This is a genomic window from Archaeoglobus fulgidus DSM 4304 (assembly GCF_000008665.1).
Lineage (GTDB): Archaea > Halobacteriota > Archaeoglobi > Archaeoglobales > Archaeoglobaceae > Archaeoglobus > Archaeoglobus fulgidus.
The window spans coordinates 2105637-2119225 of the sequence record NC_000917.1 but is presented as its reverse complement, the minus strand read 5'-3'; the positions used below and the strand labels follow the sequence as shown (position 1 = coordinate 2119225).

Genomic DNA, 13589 nt, shown 5'->3' with positions numbered 1-13589 from the left:
TATCGACATGGTGTGTCCCCGAGCTCGCAGAGAAGCTTCATCGTCGGCACTGCCACCTCTGCCTCTTCCCCGATCGGGGACAATAATAGTAGTCAAAACTGATATTTAACCTATGCTCCTAACTTTCCCGAAAAGGTTCCTGAACCTTTTCTCGTTTTTGAAGAACACAGCCGGAAATTCCGACTTTTCTATGGTTATCTCACCATCAAAATCCACGCTCTTCTGCCCATCAGCCACCACAATGGCTTTCTCAGCAATAACCTCAATTTTCCTCTCCATGCTGACCACGTAGGGCTTCCAGCCGAAGCGGAAGGGTGCAATGGGGATGAGGATGAAGCATTCGAGGTAGGGCTCAACTACCGGCCCTCCAGCAGAGAAGGCGTAGCCTGTGGAGCCAATCTGAGTTGCAACAATAAAGCCGTCGCACCTTATTCTGTCCACCTCCACGCCATCGACCCTCAAAGCGACGTCTATCATCTTCGCCGGTTTTCTGCTCAAAACGGCAATCTCGTTGAGGGCAAGAACATCGGGCATTGCGGAGCAGCTTACTCTCGGAAACCTCTCAACCTCAAACTTCTCCACCGCCTTTTTAAGCTCAACCTCAAAGTTTTCAGGGCTGGCGTGGGTAAGCAGACCGACTCTTCCGGTGTTTATCCCGAAAATGGGCGGGCAGCGCTTCAGCTTCTGCAGTATTCTCAGAATTGTCCCGTCTCCCCCAACACTCACAATGAAGTCAAAATTCTCAAGCTCTTCTGAAGGCTGGTTGAAGAGCTCAACCTCAACCTCCAGCCTTTTCAAAGCTTCCTCAATCCTCTTCACGTGACCATCGGTTTTGTAAACCACTGCGGCCCTCATTTAATCAGCTCCAGCAGCTTTGGATGGAGTTTTTCATTTGCGGCGACGATATTGAGCCTTTCCTGCATATCAAATTTTTTATTCCCCAAGCTTTCTCCATCAAGTTCGGTAACCTTTCCTCCTGCCTTTTCTGCAATAAAAACACCCGCAGCGGCATCGTAGATTCTAAGCATCTTTCCGGGGCGGATGTCGAGGAAGCAGTCAAAGGAGCCGTCAGCAAAGAAGCAAAGCTCCGTTGCAGCACTTCCAAAAATCCTCATCCTCTTAAAGGGAAACTTCCTGTCGGGATAGTAGATTATGGCGTTGCAGTAAAGCTCCTCAGCATCGCTCACCTCAATCCTCTCCCCGTTTCTGTAAGCCCCGCTGGAGTCCGCGTAGTATTCATCCCCTGTTGCGAGGTTGTAAACGTAGCCAAAGAAGGCGTCTTTCAGTTTATCCGAATAGGAGAAGCAGAGGCTGACTGAATAAACTGGAATCCCTCTCGTAGCATTGAAGGTTCCATCGAGGGGGTCGAGGGCAACAAAGACATCTCCCTCCCCCAAAACTCCCGACTCCTCTGTAACCACCGTAACCCTCTCCTTTCTCAAAATTTCAAGCGCAGCATCTTCCGCAACTCTGTCGGCTGCCTTGGTTGGAGTGCCATCCTTCCCCATTCCCACGTCCTTTACTCTCTCCCTCAAGGGCATTGACGCAATGGCCTTTCTGACCTCTCCTGCAATCTCCCTCGAAATTCTCAGCGCATCCCTTTCATCCATAATGGGCGTAGGGTTAGGACAATATGTAGTTTACTGAGAAATATACGACAGCAGCAGTTACCGGCACCGTCAGGTTGTCTTGAAGATAGTATCCGCCAATCTTCTCAATCCTCTCAACAATCGCACCTGCAAAACACGCAGCAAAAGATGGGATGGGAGAGAGCAGGGGCAGAGATGCCACAAATGGGACAACAAGCATCGCAAAGAAGGCAATTTCACCCGCTCTCCTTACTGGCAACCTCTTAACAACTCCACCAACACCATCGCCAAGCAGAGCAACGAGAACCGCAGAAATTGCTGCGTTCATCGGAAAAAGCAGCGTAACAAAAAGAACCGCCACGCCAAAGTAGATGTAAGCCCCAACTCTGTTCCTTTCGTAATCCCTCACCAACCAAGAAAGTAGCTTGTACCTCAGGCGAAAAAACTCAAAAATAGCCGCGAAAACCAGCGCTAAAGTCACACCGATAAGCACGAACTCTTTTCCAAAATAAAGGTAAGCCGGAACGTAAACGATTCCGGAAAAATGAATGGATTTTCGGAGAAGCTCTTTCTTTAGCTCACTCAACGGAAATCCTCTCTAACTGACTTGTTAGGTTCCAGATCATCGTTCTTACATGCATCGGCAGGTTCGGATCAGCGGAGATGTCCTCTAAAACCGATATTGCCGAGGCAGCCTCAAGTGAAACTTCATCTGTTGTCGTGAGCTTTTCCTTAATCTCGCTTGCAACTCTTCTTACGTTTCTCGGCACGGTCTCGTCGTGGATGATTCTATCAAGCGTTTCCAGAACCTCTTCAAGCCCTTTCTTCGCCATGCTCCTCACCTCGCAAAACTGGAAAATTTTAATAGCTCGGAATCAAATGGAAATCGTGAGTGATAAAAAAATTTCGGAAAAGGGAATTGCAAGTGCAGCAGAACTTCTTTACAAAGGGGCGAAAATGCTTGCCCATAGCTGCCCGGAGTGCAAGATGCCTCTCTTCGAGAAGGATGGAAAAATCTTCTGTCCTTCATGTGGGAGGGAAGTCGTTATAGAGGAAGATTCGGCAGCTAAGGCCGAATCAGAAGAGAAACCACCGGAAAGCACAAAGCCGGCAGTGAAAGCAGATTATGATGAGGCAGTGGAGAAGATTGAAATGGCCATTTCTAAGGTCTGCGATATGATGGTAGAGTCAAGAAGTGTTGAGGAGGTAAGAGTTCTTTCAGATTCCCTTGAAAAGCTTGTCGATGCGCTGAAAAAATTAAGGGAATAGAAAATATTTTATCCGCGCTGTGCTACACCTTTCATGGACAGGTTCACAGCCCTTGCCATAATCTTTTTGGCAACTGTTCTGCTCGCCGCGGGAGCGATAGCCTACTTCTTCTCCCCGCTCTTCCTCCTCAGATTAATCCTGTTCCTTGCATACCTCGGAGTTGCTGCAATCTCCGCAATAATGGCTGGTGTGCTGATATACGCAAAATCGAAGTACACACTTCCCTCGCTGCTTTCGCTCATCGCCTCTCTTTACGCCCTGTATCAGTGCTACACCTGGGAGAATCCGATGCATGTGGCGTACATCACCGCGGCTTACATCCTCGCCTTCGCCTTCGGACTTTGGTGGATTTCGGAGCCGGATCTGACCCTCTACGAGAGGTTGAGGAGTGCAAAGGCCCTTGAAAATGCCGGCAGATATAGGGCAGCGGCAAGAAAGTACGAAAAGTCTGGAAACTATAAGAGTGCAGCAGAATGCTACCTCAAAGCAGGGATGGAGGAGTCGGCTGCATGGTGCTACGAGAAGGCTGAGGAATTCTCAAAGGCTGCTGAAATCTATGAGAAGCTTGCTGCCGAAAAGGGAGACTCGTACTACTGGAAAGAAGCTTACGAGTTCTACAAAAAGGCCGGTGAAATGAGAAGAGCTGCTGAGTGCCTTGAGAGGTACGCCGAGGAGGAGCCGTGGTTCTGGGAGGATGTCGCGAAGATTTACGAGGAAATCGGAGATTCTGAAAATGCGAAAAAAGCATGGCAGAGGGCATTGGAGTACTACATCGAGGAAGCTGAAGAGGAGGGGGTTTTCTGGGAGGATGTGACGAAGATTTACGAGAAGCTGGGAGAATCGGAGAAGGCAAGGGAGGCAATGCTGAAGTTCGCCGCATACTGTGAAAGCGAAGCTGAAAACGACCCCATGTGGTGGAAGCACGTCGGTGAGGCATACCAGTATCTTGGTGAGGAAGAAAAGGCAAAGGAGGCTTTTGAAAAGTATCATAATTATAAGCAGCAGCAAAAAGTAGATGATTAATTTCGTAAAATTTTTAAGTTAATCACAATTTTTTCGTATCATGAGTGGGATACTTGGTATTGAGGGGCAAAATATTCGAGAGACCGATGGTAGCGGTATAAACAGAATCTGGGTGAAGCACTACGACGAGGGCGTGAGGGACAGGCTCGATTATCCCGTGATGCCCGCTTACAGGATTCTTGAGATGGCTGCTGAAAAGTATGGGAACAAGGTTGGAACAATATTCTTTGGCAATCAGATTACTTACAGGCAGGCAAAGGAAGCTTCTGACAAAGTTGCGGGATTTCTCTTCGACATTGGCATTGAGAAAGGGGATAGAGTAATCTTTGCCCTTCCCAACACTCCCCATGCTGCCCCAATAATGGCTGGGATTCTGAAAGTTGGTGGAATCATAGTGCAGTGCAACCCCCTCTACACTCAGAGAGAGATAAAGTTTCTCGCTGAAGACAGCGGTGCAAAGACGATGTTCTGCATGGATATGCTGTACTCCAACGTTTCTCCGCTGCTTGACGATGGCACTCTTGATACTGTAATAACCTGCAGCCTTCAGGACTTCATGGTTGGCGCTACGATGCCCGACCCGCCTGAGAAGAGAAAGGGGCTTTACTCGTGGAAGAACGTCATGGAGGCTGAGAAGACTGAAAGGAGGGCGGAGATAAATCCGAAAGAGGATGTTGCGATGCTGCAGTACACTGGGGGGACGACCGGATTCCCCAAGGGGGTTATGCTCACCCACTTCAACATTGTAGCAAATGCCTATCAGGCTGCCAACTGGGACCCCAAAGCTTCTTCTGCCGATGTGGGGATTGGCATGCTTCCCGTTTTCCACAGCTACGGGATGACGATGATGAACGTTGGAATTCTTGTAGGTGCGACAATTATCCCCATGCCCGACCCCCGAAACTACCCGATGGTTCTTCAGGCCATTCAGACCTTTAAAGTTACAACCCTCGCAGCCGTGCCGACGATGTACATCGGGATGCTGAAGCTTCTTGAGGAGAACGGCTACGATTTGAGCTCCCTGAGAGTGTGCACGAGCGGAGCGGCTCCGCTGCCAATAGAGGTGAAGAGGAGGTGGGAGGAGCTTACGGGTAAGAGGATTACTGAGGGCTACGGGCTGAGCGAGGCGTCGCCGATAACTCACGGAAACCCCATATACGGGCTGAATAAGGAGGGGAGTGTAGGGCTGCCCTATCCCGACACGATAGCAGTGGTGATTGACGATGAGGGAAACATCCTCCCGCCCGGAGAAGTGGGGGAGCTTGTAATAAGAGGGCCGCAGGTAATGAAGGGCTACTGGAACCGCAAGGAGGAGACAGAGAACACTCTAATCAACGGATGGCTTTTAACGGGAGACATGGCGAAAATGGACGAGGACGGCTTTTTCTACATCGTGGACAGGAAGAAAGACATGATAATCGCTGGAGGGTTCAACATCTACCCGAGGGAAATCGAGGAAGTGTTGTACGAACATCCAGCGGTTGCGGAAGCTGCTGTTGTTGGCATTCCAGACCCCTACAGGGGAGAAACTGTCAAGGCCTTCATAGAGCTCAAGCCGGGATGGAAGGGAAAGGTGACGGAGGAAGACATAATAAAGTTCTGCAAGGAGAGGCTTGCTCCTTACAAGGTTCCCAAGCTTGTAGAGTTCAGGGATGAGCTGCCGAAGTCTCTTGTGGGGAAAGTTCTCAGGAGAGTTCTCAGGGAAGAGGAGATGAGGAAGCAGGGTTAAAGTTTGAGCCTCATGAGGTACCACTGCCTCGCCCCAAAATTTTTTTCCGCAAAGCGGTTGTCGAGCATTTTGGCAACTTCAAAGCCAAATTTTGTCAGAAGGCCAATGCCAGCGTCGTTGTCAACGGAAACGTAGCACTCGATTTCCTTTCCCCCACCCTCCTTCACTCTTTCTACGATTTTTTCAAGCAACGCCGAACCTGCTCCGCTGTTCCTTCTCAGCGGTGAGACGGCGATGAAGTTTATCACCGCCTTTCCCTTCTTAGGCTTGGGGCAGAGGTAGCGGATGAGCATTGACAACTTCAGCCCTTTGACAAATCCAAGCTCCTTTTTAAGAAAATCGGAGATTGGGAGCCTCTGTTTGAAGGAGTAGGATGCGAAGCCGATAATTCTCTCAGCCTCAACCACAAGGCACTCTTCAGTGTGGATGGAGAAAAACTTGAAGAAAAGCTCCCTCGCCAGCTCTGTGTCACCAAAAATCCCGTTCAGCTCTCTGCCAAATGAAAGGACGAGAATTCTTACGGCGTCCCTCGCGTCCTCTTCTCTAAGCTCTCTGACTCTCATACTCCCTGATTATCTCAGCCGCCTTCTTGAGGTTTTCAAGGGAGTTGGCGTAGCTGATTCTCACGTAAGTCTCATTTCCGTCTCCGAAGGGCAGGCCGGGTGTGACGGCAACTCCAAGGTTGATGAGGTTCTCGGCATACTCCATGCAGTCCTGGTTAACGTTTACGAACATGTAGAAGGCCCCTTCAGGCTTAACTACGTCGTATATTTTGCTTAGCTCCGAGTAAAGGTAATCCCTCCTCTGCCTGAACTCCTTGACCATCCTTGAGACGATGGAGTCGAACAACCTTTCTGCCATAACCTCAGCCACTGCCTTCTGGGCGAAAGCAGGAGCGCAGACGCCATTAACCTGATGGACCTTCAGCATCGGGTCGAGCAGCTTTTCATCGGCTATGGTGAAACCAATCCTCCAACCGGTCATGGAGAGGGATTTGGAGAAGCCATTAACACACACAACGTTTTCGTAGCCGGCAAGGGAAGTTGGTTTGACGTCGTAATATATCTGGTCGTAGATTTCGTCGCTCACTACAATTGCTTTATTGTCAGCGGCGATTTCAACAACTGCCCTAGCATCCTTCTCGTCAATTACCGCCCCGGTGGGGTTGTTGGGGTAGTTTAGGAAAATGACGCTCACGTTCCTGTCAATGATTTCGTTCAGCTTCTCGACGTCTGGCAGAAAGCCGTTATTGTGGGTTCTGAGCTGAACGATTTGGCCCCCACACATCTTGGCGTAGGTGAAGTAGCTCAGAAAGTTGGGTGAGGGGATAACAACCTTGCTTCCCTCCTCGATGAAAGCGAGAGATGCGTTAAGCAAAGCCTCGCTGCCTCCAGCCGTAACCATCACATTGCTGGAGTCAACTCCATACCTCTCTGCAATGGCGCTTCGAAGCTCCTCAAGGCCGAAGTTGGAGGTGTAGTGAGTGAAGCCGGCATTCATGGCTCTGCATGCCCTCTCAATGACCTCCTGCGGGGTATCAAAGTCTGGCTCGCCAATTGTTAAGCTGATGATTTCCCTGCCCTCCTTCTTTGCTCTTTCGACAATTTCGAACATCCTTCGAATCATCGACGTGGAAATCTGAGAGAGTCTTGCTGCTTCCCTCATTGGTTTTGTGTGGGGAGTGGGTTATTTAAAGGTGTTTGGTTTTGTTTGGGATGGTGTCAGATACTACACAACTCCAAAAATGTCGGCTACCTCTCCCTTCTTTGTCAGTTCGAGAGTTCTGCCAATCTCAGCTCTTTCTCCACCTTCTCTGTAGTAAACTCCTGAAGTTGCATAGTGTCTGGTGATGCAGAGTAATTTGCGGTTTGGATTCTGCAAGCTTTTTCCTCAATTTTCCTTTAAAGTTAGCTTTATGAAGCTTGTAGTCCCTACTTTTCTCTCAAAGGAAGACTCTGATAAAGTAAGGAATATATCCATGAGGAAGTTGTATTAAATATGCCGAATTGAAAATTAAAATCCCCGAAGACTTAAAGAGGAAGATGGATGAGCTTGGTGTTGATTGGTCGCCAGCGATAAGAAGAATGATTGAAAAGGAAATTCAAAATTTAACCGGAAAAAGATGCCTTAGAGCTTGGCGAGAAAGTCAGCAAATCTATTGCAGAGAGGTTCAGGAAGCATGTTACTGGTGATAGATGCTAATGTATTATTTGCTGCTCTTATTGCCAGAAGTGGGACATTCAGGGTTTTTGCAACTGGAGGTCGTTTTTAATTTTCTGGAAGAACAATTCCGTTTGAAGACTTTCAGGACAAGTATTATGAGGCTAAGGACATTTCTCCTGACCCCGACGACATTCCTTCCTTGCACTCGCATTAAAATTAAACTGTGCGATTTGGTCAAACGACAGGAGATTAAAGGAGCAAAGTGCTGTTAAAGTTTATAATACACAGGAAATACTCCAATTGCTTGAAACTTGAGTTAGAAAAAACTTAAATTCTCCTTTAACAACCAAAAATAGGTGATGAATCTAGCAGGATCTGAGCCGTGGCGATGATGACGGCTGTACTCTCTGATTACAGCAAGTCCCTCTCCGCCATCTCTATGGTTCTCCTTATTGCCTCCTGAAGTGCCTCCGGCAGACCCTTTATCTCTATTTCCATGAATCCCCTGACTATCGCCGAAATTGCTTCGTCTCTGCTAAGCCCCCTCGACATGAGGTAGAATATCCCCTCCTCGGCAATTTTGCCTATGGCAGCTTCATGGCTCAGCTCAACATTTGGATATCTCGCCTCAAGTTCGGGAATTGCGTCAATCAGCCCGCTCTCAGACAGCATCAAACCCTTGCACTCGAGATGTCCCTTAACCTCAGGGGCATCTCCGATGATGTGTCCTCTTGCGATGATCTTCCCGCCTTTGCTTATGGTTCTCGATATGATTTCAGCTCTGCTGTTTTCACCCATCAAAACAGCTCTCGATCCAGAATCGACGACGCTGCCCTCAAGAGCAACAATTACGCTGTTGAATATCGCAGTCGCATCTTTCTCCACATAGGCTGTTGGGTAGGTCTGGACGAGCTTTACGGGATTGAGCAGGATGTAGTTGCTTATGAAGGTTCCACCCTCCTCCACCTTTATCGCTGTTCTTGGCCTCACCTCTATAGTTGTATCCCAGCTGTGTATCATGGTGAAGGAGAGCTTTGCGTTCTTTTTAACAAAAAACTCCGATATACCGATGTGCATTCCCGCCACGCCGGGATGAGAGGTGCAGCCGGAAATGATGTTGAGCTCCGAACCTTCCTCAGCTATCACAATGTTGTGGACTCTCTGCTTCTCAACCTTTTTCAGGTAAAGGCAAGCCTCCACGGGTATTTCAACTTTTGCTCCTGGCAGAGAGCGGATGAAGTAGCCGTTGACGTCCTCTGTGTCGGCCATTCTCGTAAACTCATCCTGATCCTTACGCAGAATCTTCCAGAAGTAGTCCTTAACCCAGTCGTACTTCTCCATTGCCTGCTTTATGCTCATCACTTCCACACCTTCGAAGAAGGATGAGAAAGTCTTAGCATCCTGGTCTTCCTGCAGGTAAACTCCCGACCTCTTGGACTTGTCAAGCTCAATTCCGACTTCCTTCAGCCTTTCCTTATCTACTCCGAGTTCTCCATATTCGCCAGACATTTCGCCAAACACCCCTCATACCCGTGGTTTCTAATCTGGTTCAGAATATCCTTCGGCTCGCCTATGCAGGCAATCCTGCCATTGTAAAGAATGGCCGCATAATCAGCATCGACGTAATCCAGAATGTGTCCCTGATGGGTTATGATTATCCCGGACTTCGTCCTCTCCCCCTCTTCCTTATCCCTTTCGAGGAGAGTTCTGATTGCCTCACCGATTAATGCAACATTCTCAAGGTCAACGCCGCTGTCAGGCTCATCGAGAAGAACCAGGTCGGGATTCATCAGCATTAGCTGCAGCAGCTCTGACCTCTTAACCTCTCCTCCTGAGAAGCCCATGTTGATTTCCCTATACAGGTGGTCCGTCATCCTCATTTTCTCCGCAAGCTCCAGGATTTTGTCCTCTCCGTAACCACCAACTCTCGCGCAGTACCTCAGCACGTCAATCAGCTTTACCCCACTTATTTTTGGTGGATTCTGAAAAGCGATGCCAATTCCAAGCTTTACCCTCTCGTTGGTGGGCAAATTTGTGATATCCACCTTTTTGAACAGGATTCGACCGCTTGTAACCTTGTACGACGGGTTCCCAATCAAGGCATTGAGAAGGGTCGATTTGCCCGACCCGTTTGGGCCGAATAGCACAAAGGTCTCCCCTTCTTTGATGAAGAGATTAACGTTTTTGAGTATCTTTTTCTCACCAACCTTTACTCCGAGGTTAACAACTCTAAGCACACCCATAATGGTTAACGCTTTCCTGAGCTATTTAATGTTTCGTGAGTTTTCCTGGAGTGTAAGGATTGCCTCAGTCAACCTTATTAACACTCAGGAAAAATTGCTTCGATGGACATTGAAGGCTACGCGAGAAGGATGCTCGAAAAAATGGGTGAAGACGAGGTTAAAAAGGTCCTGGCGGAGAGAATAGCCGAAATTAAAAACTGGAGCCTTGAAAGGGCAATGCGATGGGCTGAGGCCGTTATCGTTGAAGTAAAGAACGCCTACGGCAAAACAAACTGGCTTCTGGACTACTACCGCTCAGGAGTCACTATGGGTGAGTTTGGAGTCGGTTCGAGGGGTAGGGGAGACTTCTACGTTCACGAGAAGATTGCGGAGGTTATAGGTGACTCCGGGGCGGTTGTTTCTTCGAAGGATTTGGATGATGCGGGAGTGGTGAAGTTTGGGGACTTCTACATCTCCGTTGCAATTGACGGCATCCATTCGAGGCTGAGCGAGTTTCCCTTTATTGCCGGATTTCACGTAACGAGAGCAGCAATGAGGGATGTTTACGTCATGGGCGCTGAGCCTGTAGCTGTTTTCTCCGACATCCACATTGCGGATGATGGAGATGTCAGCAAGATTTTCGACCACATAGCCGGTATAACAGCAGTCTGCGAAGCTGTAAAAGTTCCGCTGGTGAGCGGGAGCACGCTGAGAATTGGAGGAGACATGGTCATAGGGGAGAGGATGACGGGCGGAGTTGGCTGCGTTGGGGTTTCAAAGCACATAACCCCCCGCAGAAATGTGAGGGATGGAGACGTAATTTTGCTGACTGAGGGGGCTGGAGGAGGGACTGTTGCGACAACTGCCATTTACTTCGGCATGCACGAGATTGTTGAGGAGACAATCAACCTTGACTTTATCAAGGCTGTGAGGGCCATTTTCAAAGCCGACCTCGTCAGAAGAATCCACTCCATGAGCGATGTCACCAACGGAGGAATAAGGGGGGATGCTGAGGAGATAGCCAAGGTTTCAGGTTTAGCCCTTATTTTCGACTACGACAAGGTCAGGAACTGTGTGAATCCGAAGGTGCTCAAAATGCTCGAAGAGCTTGAAATTGACTTCATGGGTGTCTCAATCGACTCTTTGATGGTTGTATGTGATGCTGAGACGGCAGAGCTTGTTAAAAGTGCTGTGAAAGAGGCAGGAGTAAGGATTGAGGAGGTTGGCTGGGTTGAGAAGGGAAGGAAAGGAGCTTTTGTCGTTGAGGGTGGAGAGATTAGGGAGATAAAGCCGAGGTTCAGGGAGTCGGCATACACACCCCTCAAGAAAGTTGTTGGGGAGGAAACACCGCCCGACTTCGAGGAAATGCGCAGGAAGGTGGATGAAGCAGCGATGAAGGCTGTGGAGAAAAAGAAGAGGGTTCTTGAGAGGCTTGGAAGGGTTTGATTCGGGTTTTTGGAAAATTCATAATTCTTTTGGGGTTTGATTCAGGCCTCTTCTCTTATTTCCCTGTTTATCCTGTCCTCAAGCTCCAGCAGAATCTTTAGAATGGTGAAGTAAAGCTCAGCCAGCTTGTTCTTCTCCCATTCAGCGTACTTCATTATGATTCTGTCAAGCTTGCCCTGCAGCTTCCCCATCCTGTAGAGCAGGTAGAGCATGTCCTCAACGCTGTTGCTGAAGGTGAACTCCACACCCCTCTCCCTCTCATAGAGCCAAGCCCTCCTTATAGTCTCTCCAATGGTGCCGTAGTCTATCTGCAGGAAGTCCTTTCGCGTTCTGAAAAGCTCCTCCAGCTCATATCTGTTTGGCAGCACCATATCGTTAATAATCGCCGATAACTCCACGATTCTCGTGAAGAAGATGTAGAAGATTGGGTTGAATATGTTCCCGCTCTTCTTGAGGTTCTTTGCCCTCTCCACAAGGTCGGCATCGAACAGCTCTTTAACCTCTCTTTCAAACTCACTCAGATTCATTCCTGTGATAATCGGGGGAAGGTATTATAAATCTTGCCGGTAATGCGAAAAGGTGCAGATTGAGTTTTACAGAAGGAAATACGGTAGGGGTTGCAGACCCCACCTTTCTCTCTGCATTGAGGGACAGCACTACCACGTCGATACCTCCCCGGCAGATTACGGGATGAACCTCATCACCCACGCCCACACAGACCACTACGGCCAGAGGAACATGGACAACAGCAGGGCAGTAGCGAGCAGAGAGAGTGCGGCGATACTTGAGGCCTGCACAGGCAAAGTATTCTCCGGAGTTACTTTTGAGGTTGGGAGCAGGATAAGGCTCAGCGATACAAAAATTAAAACCTACCCCACCTACCACATGCACGGTTCCGCAGCTTTTTATTTTCAGGATAGCGACATTCTGATTACCGGAGACGTTAAGGACTACTCAAAGCTGCCGAAATGCAAAATTCTTGTCACCGAAGCAACCTACGGCCACCCTTCCCACATCTTTGAAGAAGAGGTGGAGAAGCTTTTGAAGGTCGCTTCATCAAACAAAGCGGTTTTTGGCGCTTACCCCATCGGAAAGGCTCAGAGAGTGGCGGAAATTCTGAGTAAGGATGGGTTTGGATTCTCTGCAGAGGAGAAGATTGCGAGGATTTGCAGTGCAGTCGGCCTGAAACCCTCTGACGGCCCTCTCATCGCCTCACCCCGGAACCTTCCTCTTTACGGTGGTGGATACATCCTCACCGCCCATAAGTTCTACAGGTGGCCGAGGATAACCCTCAGCGACCATCTCGATTACAGGGGGATACTTGAGATGATAGACCACTGCGAGCCAGAGGAGGTCCTTTTTTACCACGGAAAGCCGTCAAAAAGACTACTGGAGCATCTGAAAAATGAAGGGATAGTTTGCAGAACTTTGAACGATTTGCCGGTTATGAAATAAAATTGTCCCAGCTCTCCTATGGAATTACTTCTACACCTCTTGCTCTCGCCTGCCTTCTCAACCTCTCGTCGAAGGTTGCAAGGCTTATTTTTTCCCTACCAGCAACAGCAAGTATCAACTCGTCGTTGTACCTTGAAAGGCTTAATCCCCCACCTACAATTCTTTCCAGTGCTGACAAAACGATTTGCTTATTTTCTGAAACCATTTTCGTTTTATAGTGGTTAAGATACTCCTCCACTTTGTATTTGATTTCTTTCACGTCCACCTTCAGTGATTTGAGGACCCAAACATACTCGTGAATAACTATCGTAGGGATTACCCACACATCAATTCTATCGAGGAGTTGCATGGCTTCCTGATGAAAAACGCTGTCTTCAAAGGTGTCGTAGACTATAACATTTGTATCTATGACGGCTTTCATAAGTTATCGCCCATTCCCTCAGCTATCAGCGCCTCTATCTCGTCCGGCGTAAGCTTTCTTCCCGCTTTCAGCTTCCTTCTCTCTCCACCGAGCTTCCTTATAATGGCCTCTCCCTTCTCCTCGTTGTATTCAACTTCAAGCACATCGCCCAGCTTTAATCCCATCTTTCTCCTAACTTCGGCAGGTATAGTAATCTGAAAATTCCTAGTAACTTTTACTTTCATAGGTCATTTTTTGGAGTAGTAGTTAATAAAGATTACCATGCGAGTTCG

General features: G+C 48.5%; 18 protein-coding genes and 1 pseudogene. 7 read left to right on the top strand and 12 right to left on the bottom strand.

Features of this window, described 5'->3' with window-relative positions; genetic code table 11:
• Positions 1–105: 105 nt before the first annotated feature.
• Genes nadK through AF_RS11950 form a run of 4 tightly spaced genes read right to left on the bottom strand, consistent with a single transcriptional unit; the run spans position 106 to position 2422 of the window.
• Positions 106–855, bottom strand: coding sequence for an NAD kinase (gene nadK, locus AF_RS11965; protein WP_010879860.1), 750 nt, complete (start codon positions 853–855; stop codon positions 106–108).
• Positions 852–1610 carry a bifunctional fructose-1,6-bisphosphatase/inositol-1-monophosphatase gene (suhB, locus tag AF_RS11960; RefSeq protein WP_010879859.1) on the bottom strand — a complete coding sequence of 253 codons (759 nt, stop codon included), beginning with the start codon at positions 1608–1610 and terminating at the stop codon, positions 852–854. The genes nadK and suhB overlap by 4 nt, the downstream gene beginning before the upstream one ends.
• Before the next feature lie 13 nt (positions 1611–1623).
• Positions 1624–2175: a diacylglycerol/polyprenol kinase family protein gene (locus tag AF_RS11955; protein ID WP_048064573.1), complete on the bottom strand. Its 552-nt coding sequence runs from the start codon at positions 2173–2175 to the stop codon at positions 1624–1626.
• Positions 2168–2422: a UPF0147 family protein gene (locus AF_RS11950; protein ID WP_010879857.1), complete on the bottom strand. Its 255-nt coding sequence runs from the start codon at positions 2420–2422 to the stop codon at positions 2168–2170. The genes AF_RS11955 and AF_RS11950 overlap by 8 nt, the downstream gene beginning before the upstream one ends.
• A gap of 55 nt (positions 2423–2477) precedes the next feature.
• Here AF_RS11950 and AF_RS11945 point away from each other — a divergent pair, with 55 nt between their 5' ends.
• Genes AF_RS11945 through AF_RS11935 form a run of 3 tightly spaced genes read left to right on the top strand, consistent with a single transcriptional unit; the run spans position 2478 to position 5610 of the window.
• On the top strand, positions 2478–2858 hold the full coding sequence (locus AF_RS11945) for an Sjogren's syndrome/scleroderma autoantigen 1 family protein (RefSeq protein ID WP_197030934.1): 381 nt from the start codon (positions 2478–2480) through the stop codon (positions 2856–2858).
• A gap of 33 nt (positions 2859–2891) precedes the next feature.
• Positions 2892–3881 carry a tetratricopeptide repeat protein gene (locus AF_RS11940; protein WP_010879855.1) on the top strand — a complete coding sequence of 330 codons (990 nt, stop codon included), beginning with the start codon at positions 2892–2894 and terminating at the stop codon, positions 3879–3881.
• A 40-nt stretch (positions 3882–3921) separates the two neighbouring features.
• On the top strand, positions 3922–5610 hold the full coding sequence (locus AF_RS11935) for a long-chain-fatty-acid--CoA ligase (protein ID WP_010879854.1): 1689 nt from the start codon (positions 3922–3924) through the stop codon (positions 5608–5610).
• On the opposite strand, the gene AF_RS11930 is transcribed toward AF_RS11935, so the two are convergent.
• From AF_RS11930 to AF_RS13175, 3 genes are all read right to left on the bottom strand, one after another.
• Complete coding sequence (locus AF_RS11930) at positions 5607–6173, bottom strand: GNAT family N-acetyltransferase (protein ID WP_010879853.1); 567 nt, start codon at positions 6171–6173, stop codon at positions 5607–5609. The genes AF_RS11935 and AF_RS11930 overlap by 4 nt on opposite strands.
• Positions 6154–7275: a pyridoxal phosphate-dependent aminotransferase gene (locus AF_RS11925; protein ID WP_010879852.1), complete on the bottom strand. Its 1122-nt coding sequence runs from the start codon at positions 7273–7275 to the stop codon at positions 6154–6156. Before AF_RS11925 ends, AF_RS11930 begins: the two co-directional genes overlap by 20 nt.
• A 63-nt stretch (positions 7276–7338) precedes the next feature.
• Positions 7339–7491 carry a hypothetical protein gene (locus tag AF_RS13175; RefSeq protein ID WP_156029616.1) on the bottom strand — a complete coding sequence of 51 codons (153 nt, stop codon included), beginning with the start codon at positions 7489–7491 and terminating at the stop codon, positions 7339–7341.
• 161 nt (positions 7492–7652) lie between these two features.
• Between AF_RS13175 and AF_RS13170 the strand changes: the two genes are divergently transcribed.
• Both AF_RS13170 and AF_RS13940 read left to right on the top strand, forming a co-directional pair.
• Positions 7653–7802, top strand: a complete 150-nt coding sequence (locus tag AF_RS13170; protein ID WP_156029614.1) for a hypothetical protein — start codon at positions 7653–7655, stop codon at positions 7800–7802.
• 175 nt (positions 7803–7977) lie between these two features.
• Positions 7978–8088, top strand: a pseudogene (locus AF_RS13940) (PIN domain nuclease); the annotation flags it as partial.
• A 96-nt stretch (positions 8089–8184) separates the two neighbouring features.
• On the opposite strand, the gene AF_RS11920 reads toward AF_RS13940, so the two are convergent.
• Positions 8185–9282: a SufB/SufD family protein gene (locus tag AF_RS11920; protein WP_048064571.1), complete on the bottom strand. Its 1098-nt coding sequence runs from the start codon at positions 9280–9282 to the stop codon at positions 8185–8187.
• Positions 9252–10016, bottom strand: a complete 765-nt coding sequence (locus AF_RS11915; RefSeq protein WP_010879850.1) for an ABC transporter ATP-binding protein — start codon at positions 10014–10016, stop codon at positions 9252–9254. The genes AF_RS11920 and AF_RS11915 overlap by 31 nt, the downstream gene beginning before the upstream one ends.
• A 102-nt stretch (positions 10017–10118) precedes the next feature.
• Between AF_RS11915 and AF_RS11910 the strand changes: the two genes are divergently transcribed.
• On the top strand, positions 10119–11441 hold the full coding sequence (locus tag AF_RS11910; RefSeq protein ID WP_010879849.1) for an AIR synthase-related protein: 1323 nt from the start codon (positions 10119–10121) through the stop codon (positions 11439–11441).
• Positions 11442–11482: 41 nt separating this feature from the next.
• Here AF_RS11910 and AF_RS11905 read toward each other — a convergent pair whose 3' ends face one another.
• Positions 11483–11968, bottom strand: a complete 486-nt coding sequence (locus AF_RS11905) for a hypothetical protein (protein ID WP_010879848.1) — start codon at positions 11966–11968, stop codon at positions 11483–11485.
• A 52-nt stretch (positions 11969–12020) separates the two neighbouring features.
• Here AF_RS11905 and AF_RS11900 point away from each other — a divergent pair, with 52 nt between their 5' ends.
• Positions 12021–12896, top strand: a complete 876-nt coding sequence (locus AF_RS11900) for an MBL fold metallo-hydrolase (RefSeq protein WP_010879847.1) — start codon at positions 12021–12023, stop codon at positions 12894–12896.
• Positions 12897–12912: 16 nt separating this feature from the next.
• Here AF_RS11900 and AF_RS11895 read toward each other — a convergent pair whose 3' ends face one another.
• Positions 12913–13317 (bottom strand): PIN domain-containing protein, encoded by a 405-nt coding sequence (locus AF_RS11895; RefSeq protein WP_010879846.1) that lies wholly within the window; start codon positions 13315–13317, stop codon positions 12913–12915.
• On the bottom strand, positions 13314–13541 hold the full coding sequence (locus AF_RS11890) for an AbrB/MazE/SpoVT family DNA-binding domain-containing protein (protein WP_010879845.1): 228 nt from the start codon (positions 13539–13541) through the stop codon (positions 13314–13316). Before AF_RS11890 ends, AF_RS11895 begins: the two co-directional genes overlap by 4 nt.
• Positions 13542–13589 lie beyond the last annotated feature (48 nt).

Bases quoted from the DNA above. Each gene is read 5' to 3' on its own strand.
- suhB (WP_010879859.1), bottom strand. From the start codon at position 1,610: ATGGATGAAAGGGATGCGCTGAGAATTTCGAGGGAGATTGCAGGAGAG.
- AF_RS11950 (WP_010879857.1), bottom strand. From the start codon at position 2,422: ATGGCGAAGAAAGGGCTTGAAGAGGTTCTGGAAACGCTTGATAGAATC.
- AF_RS11925 (WP_010879852.1), bottom strand. From the start codon at position 7,275: ATGAGGGAAGCAGCAAGACTCTCTCAGATTTCCACGTCGATGATTCGA.
- AF_RS11935 (WP_010879854.1), top strand. From the start codon at position 3,922: ATGAGTGGGATACTTGGTATTGAGGGGCAAAATATTCGAGAGACCGAT.
- AF_RS11905 (WP_010879848.1), bottom strand. From the start codon at position 11,968: ATGAATCTGAGTGAGTTTGAAAGAGAGGTTAAAGAGCTGTTCGATGCC.
- nadK (WP_010879860.1), bottom strand. From the start codon at position 855: ATGAGGGCCGCAGTGGTTTACAAAACCGATGGTCACGTGAAGAGGATT.
- AF_RS11895 (WP_010879846.1), bottom strand. From the start codon at position 13,317: ATGAAAGCCGTCATAGATACAAATGTTATAGTCTACGACACCTTTGAA.
- AF_RS11910 (WP_010879849.1), top strand. From the start codon at position 10,119: ATGGACATTGAAGGCTACGCGAGAAGGATGCTCGAAAAAATGGGTGAA.
- AF_RS13170 (WP_156029614.1), top strand. From the start codon at position 7,653: ATGGATGAGCTTGGTGTTGATTGGTCGCCAGCGATAAGAAGAATGATT.
- AF_RS11940 (WP_010879855.1), top strand. From the start codon at position 2,892: ATGGACAGGTTCACAGCCCTTGCCATAATCTTTTTGGCAACTGTTCTG.
- AF_RS11915 (WP_010879850.1), bottom strand. From the start codon at position 10,016: ATGGGTGTGCTTAGAGTTGTTAACCTCGGAGTAAAGGTTGGTGAGAAA.
- AF_RS11920 (WP_048064571.1), bottom strand. From the start codon at position 9,282: ATGTCTGGCGAATATGGAGAACTCGGAGTAGATAAGGAAAGGCTGAAG.
- AF_RS11930 (WP_010879853.1), bottom strand. From the start codon at position 6,173: ATGAGAGTCAGAGAGCTTAGAGAAGAGGACGCGAGGGACGCCGTAAGA.
- AF_RS11890 (WP_010879845.1), bottom strand. From the start codon at position 13,541: ATGAAAGTAAAAGTTACTAGGAATTTTCAGATTACTATACCTGCCGAA.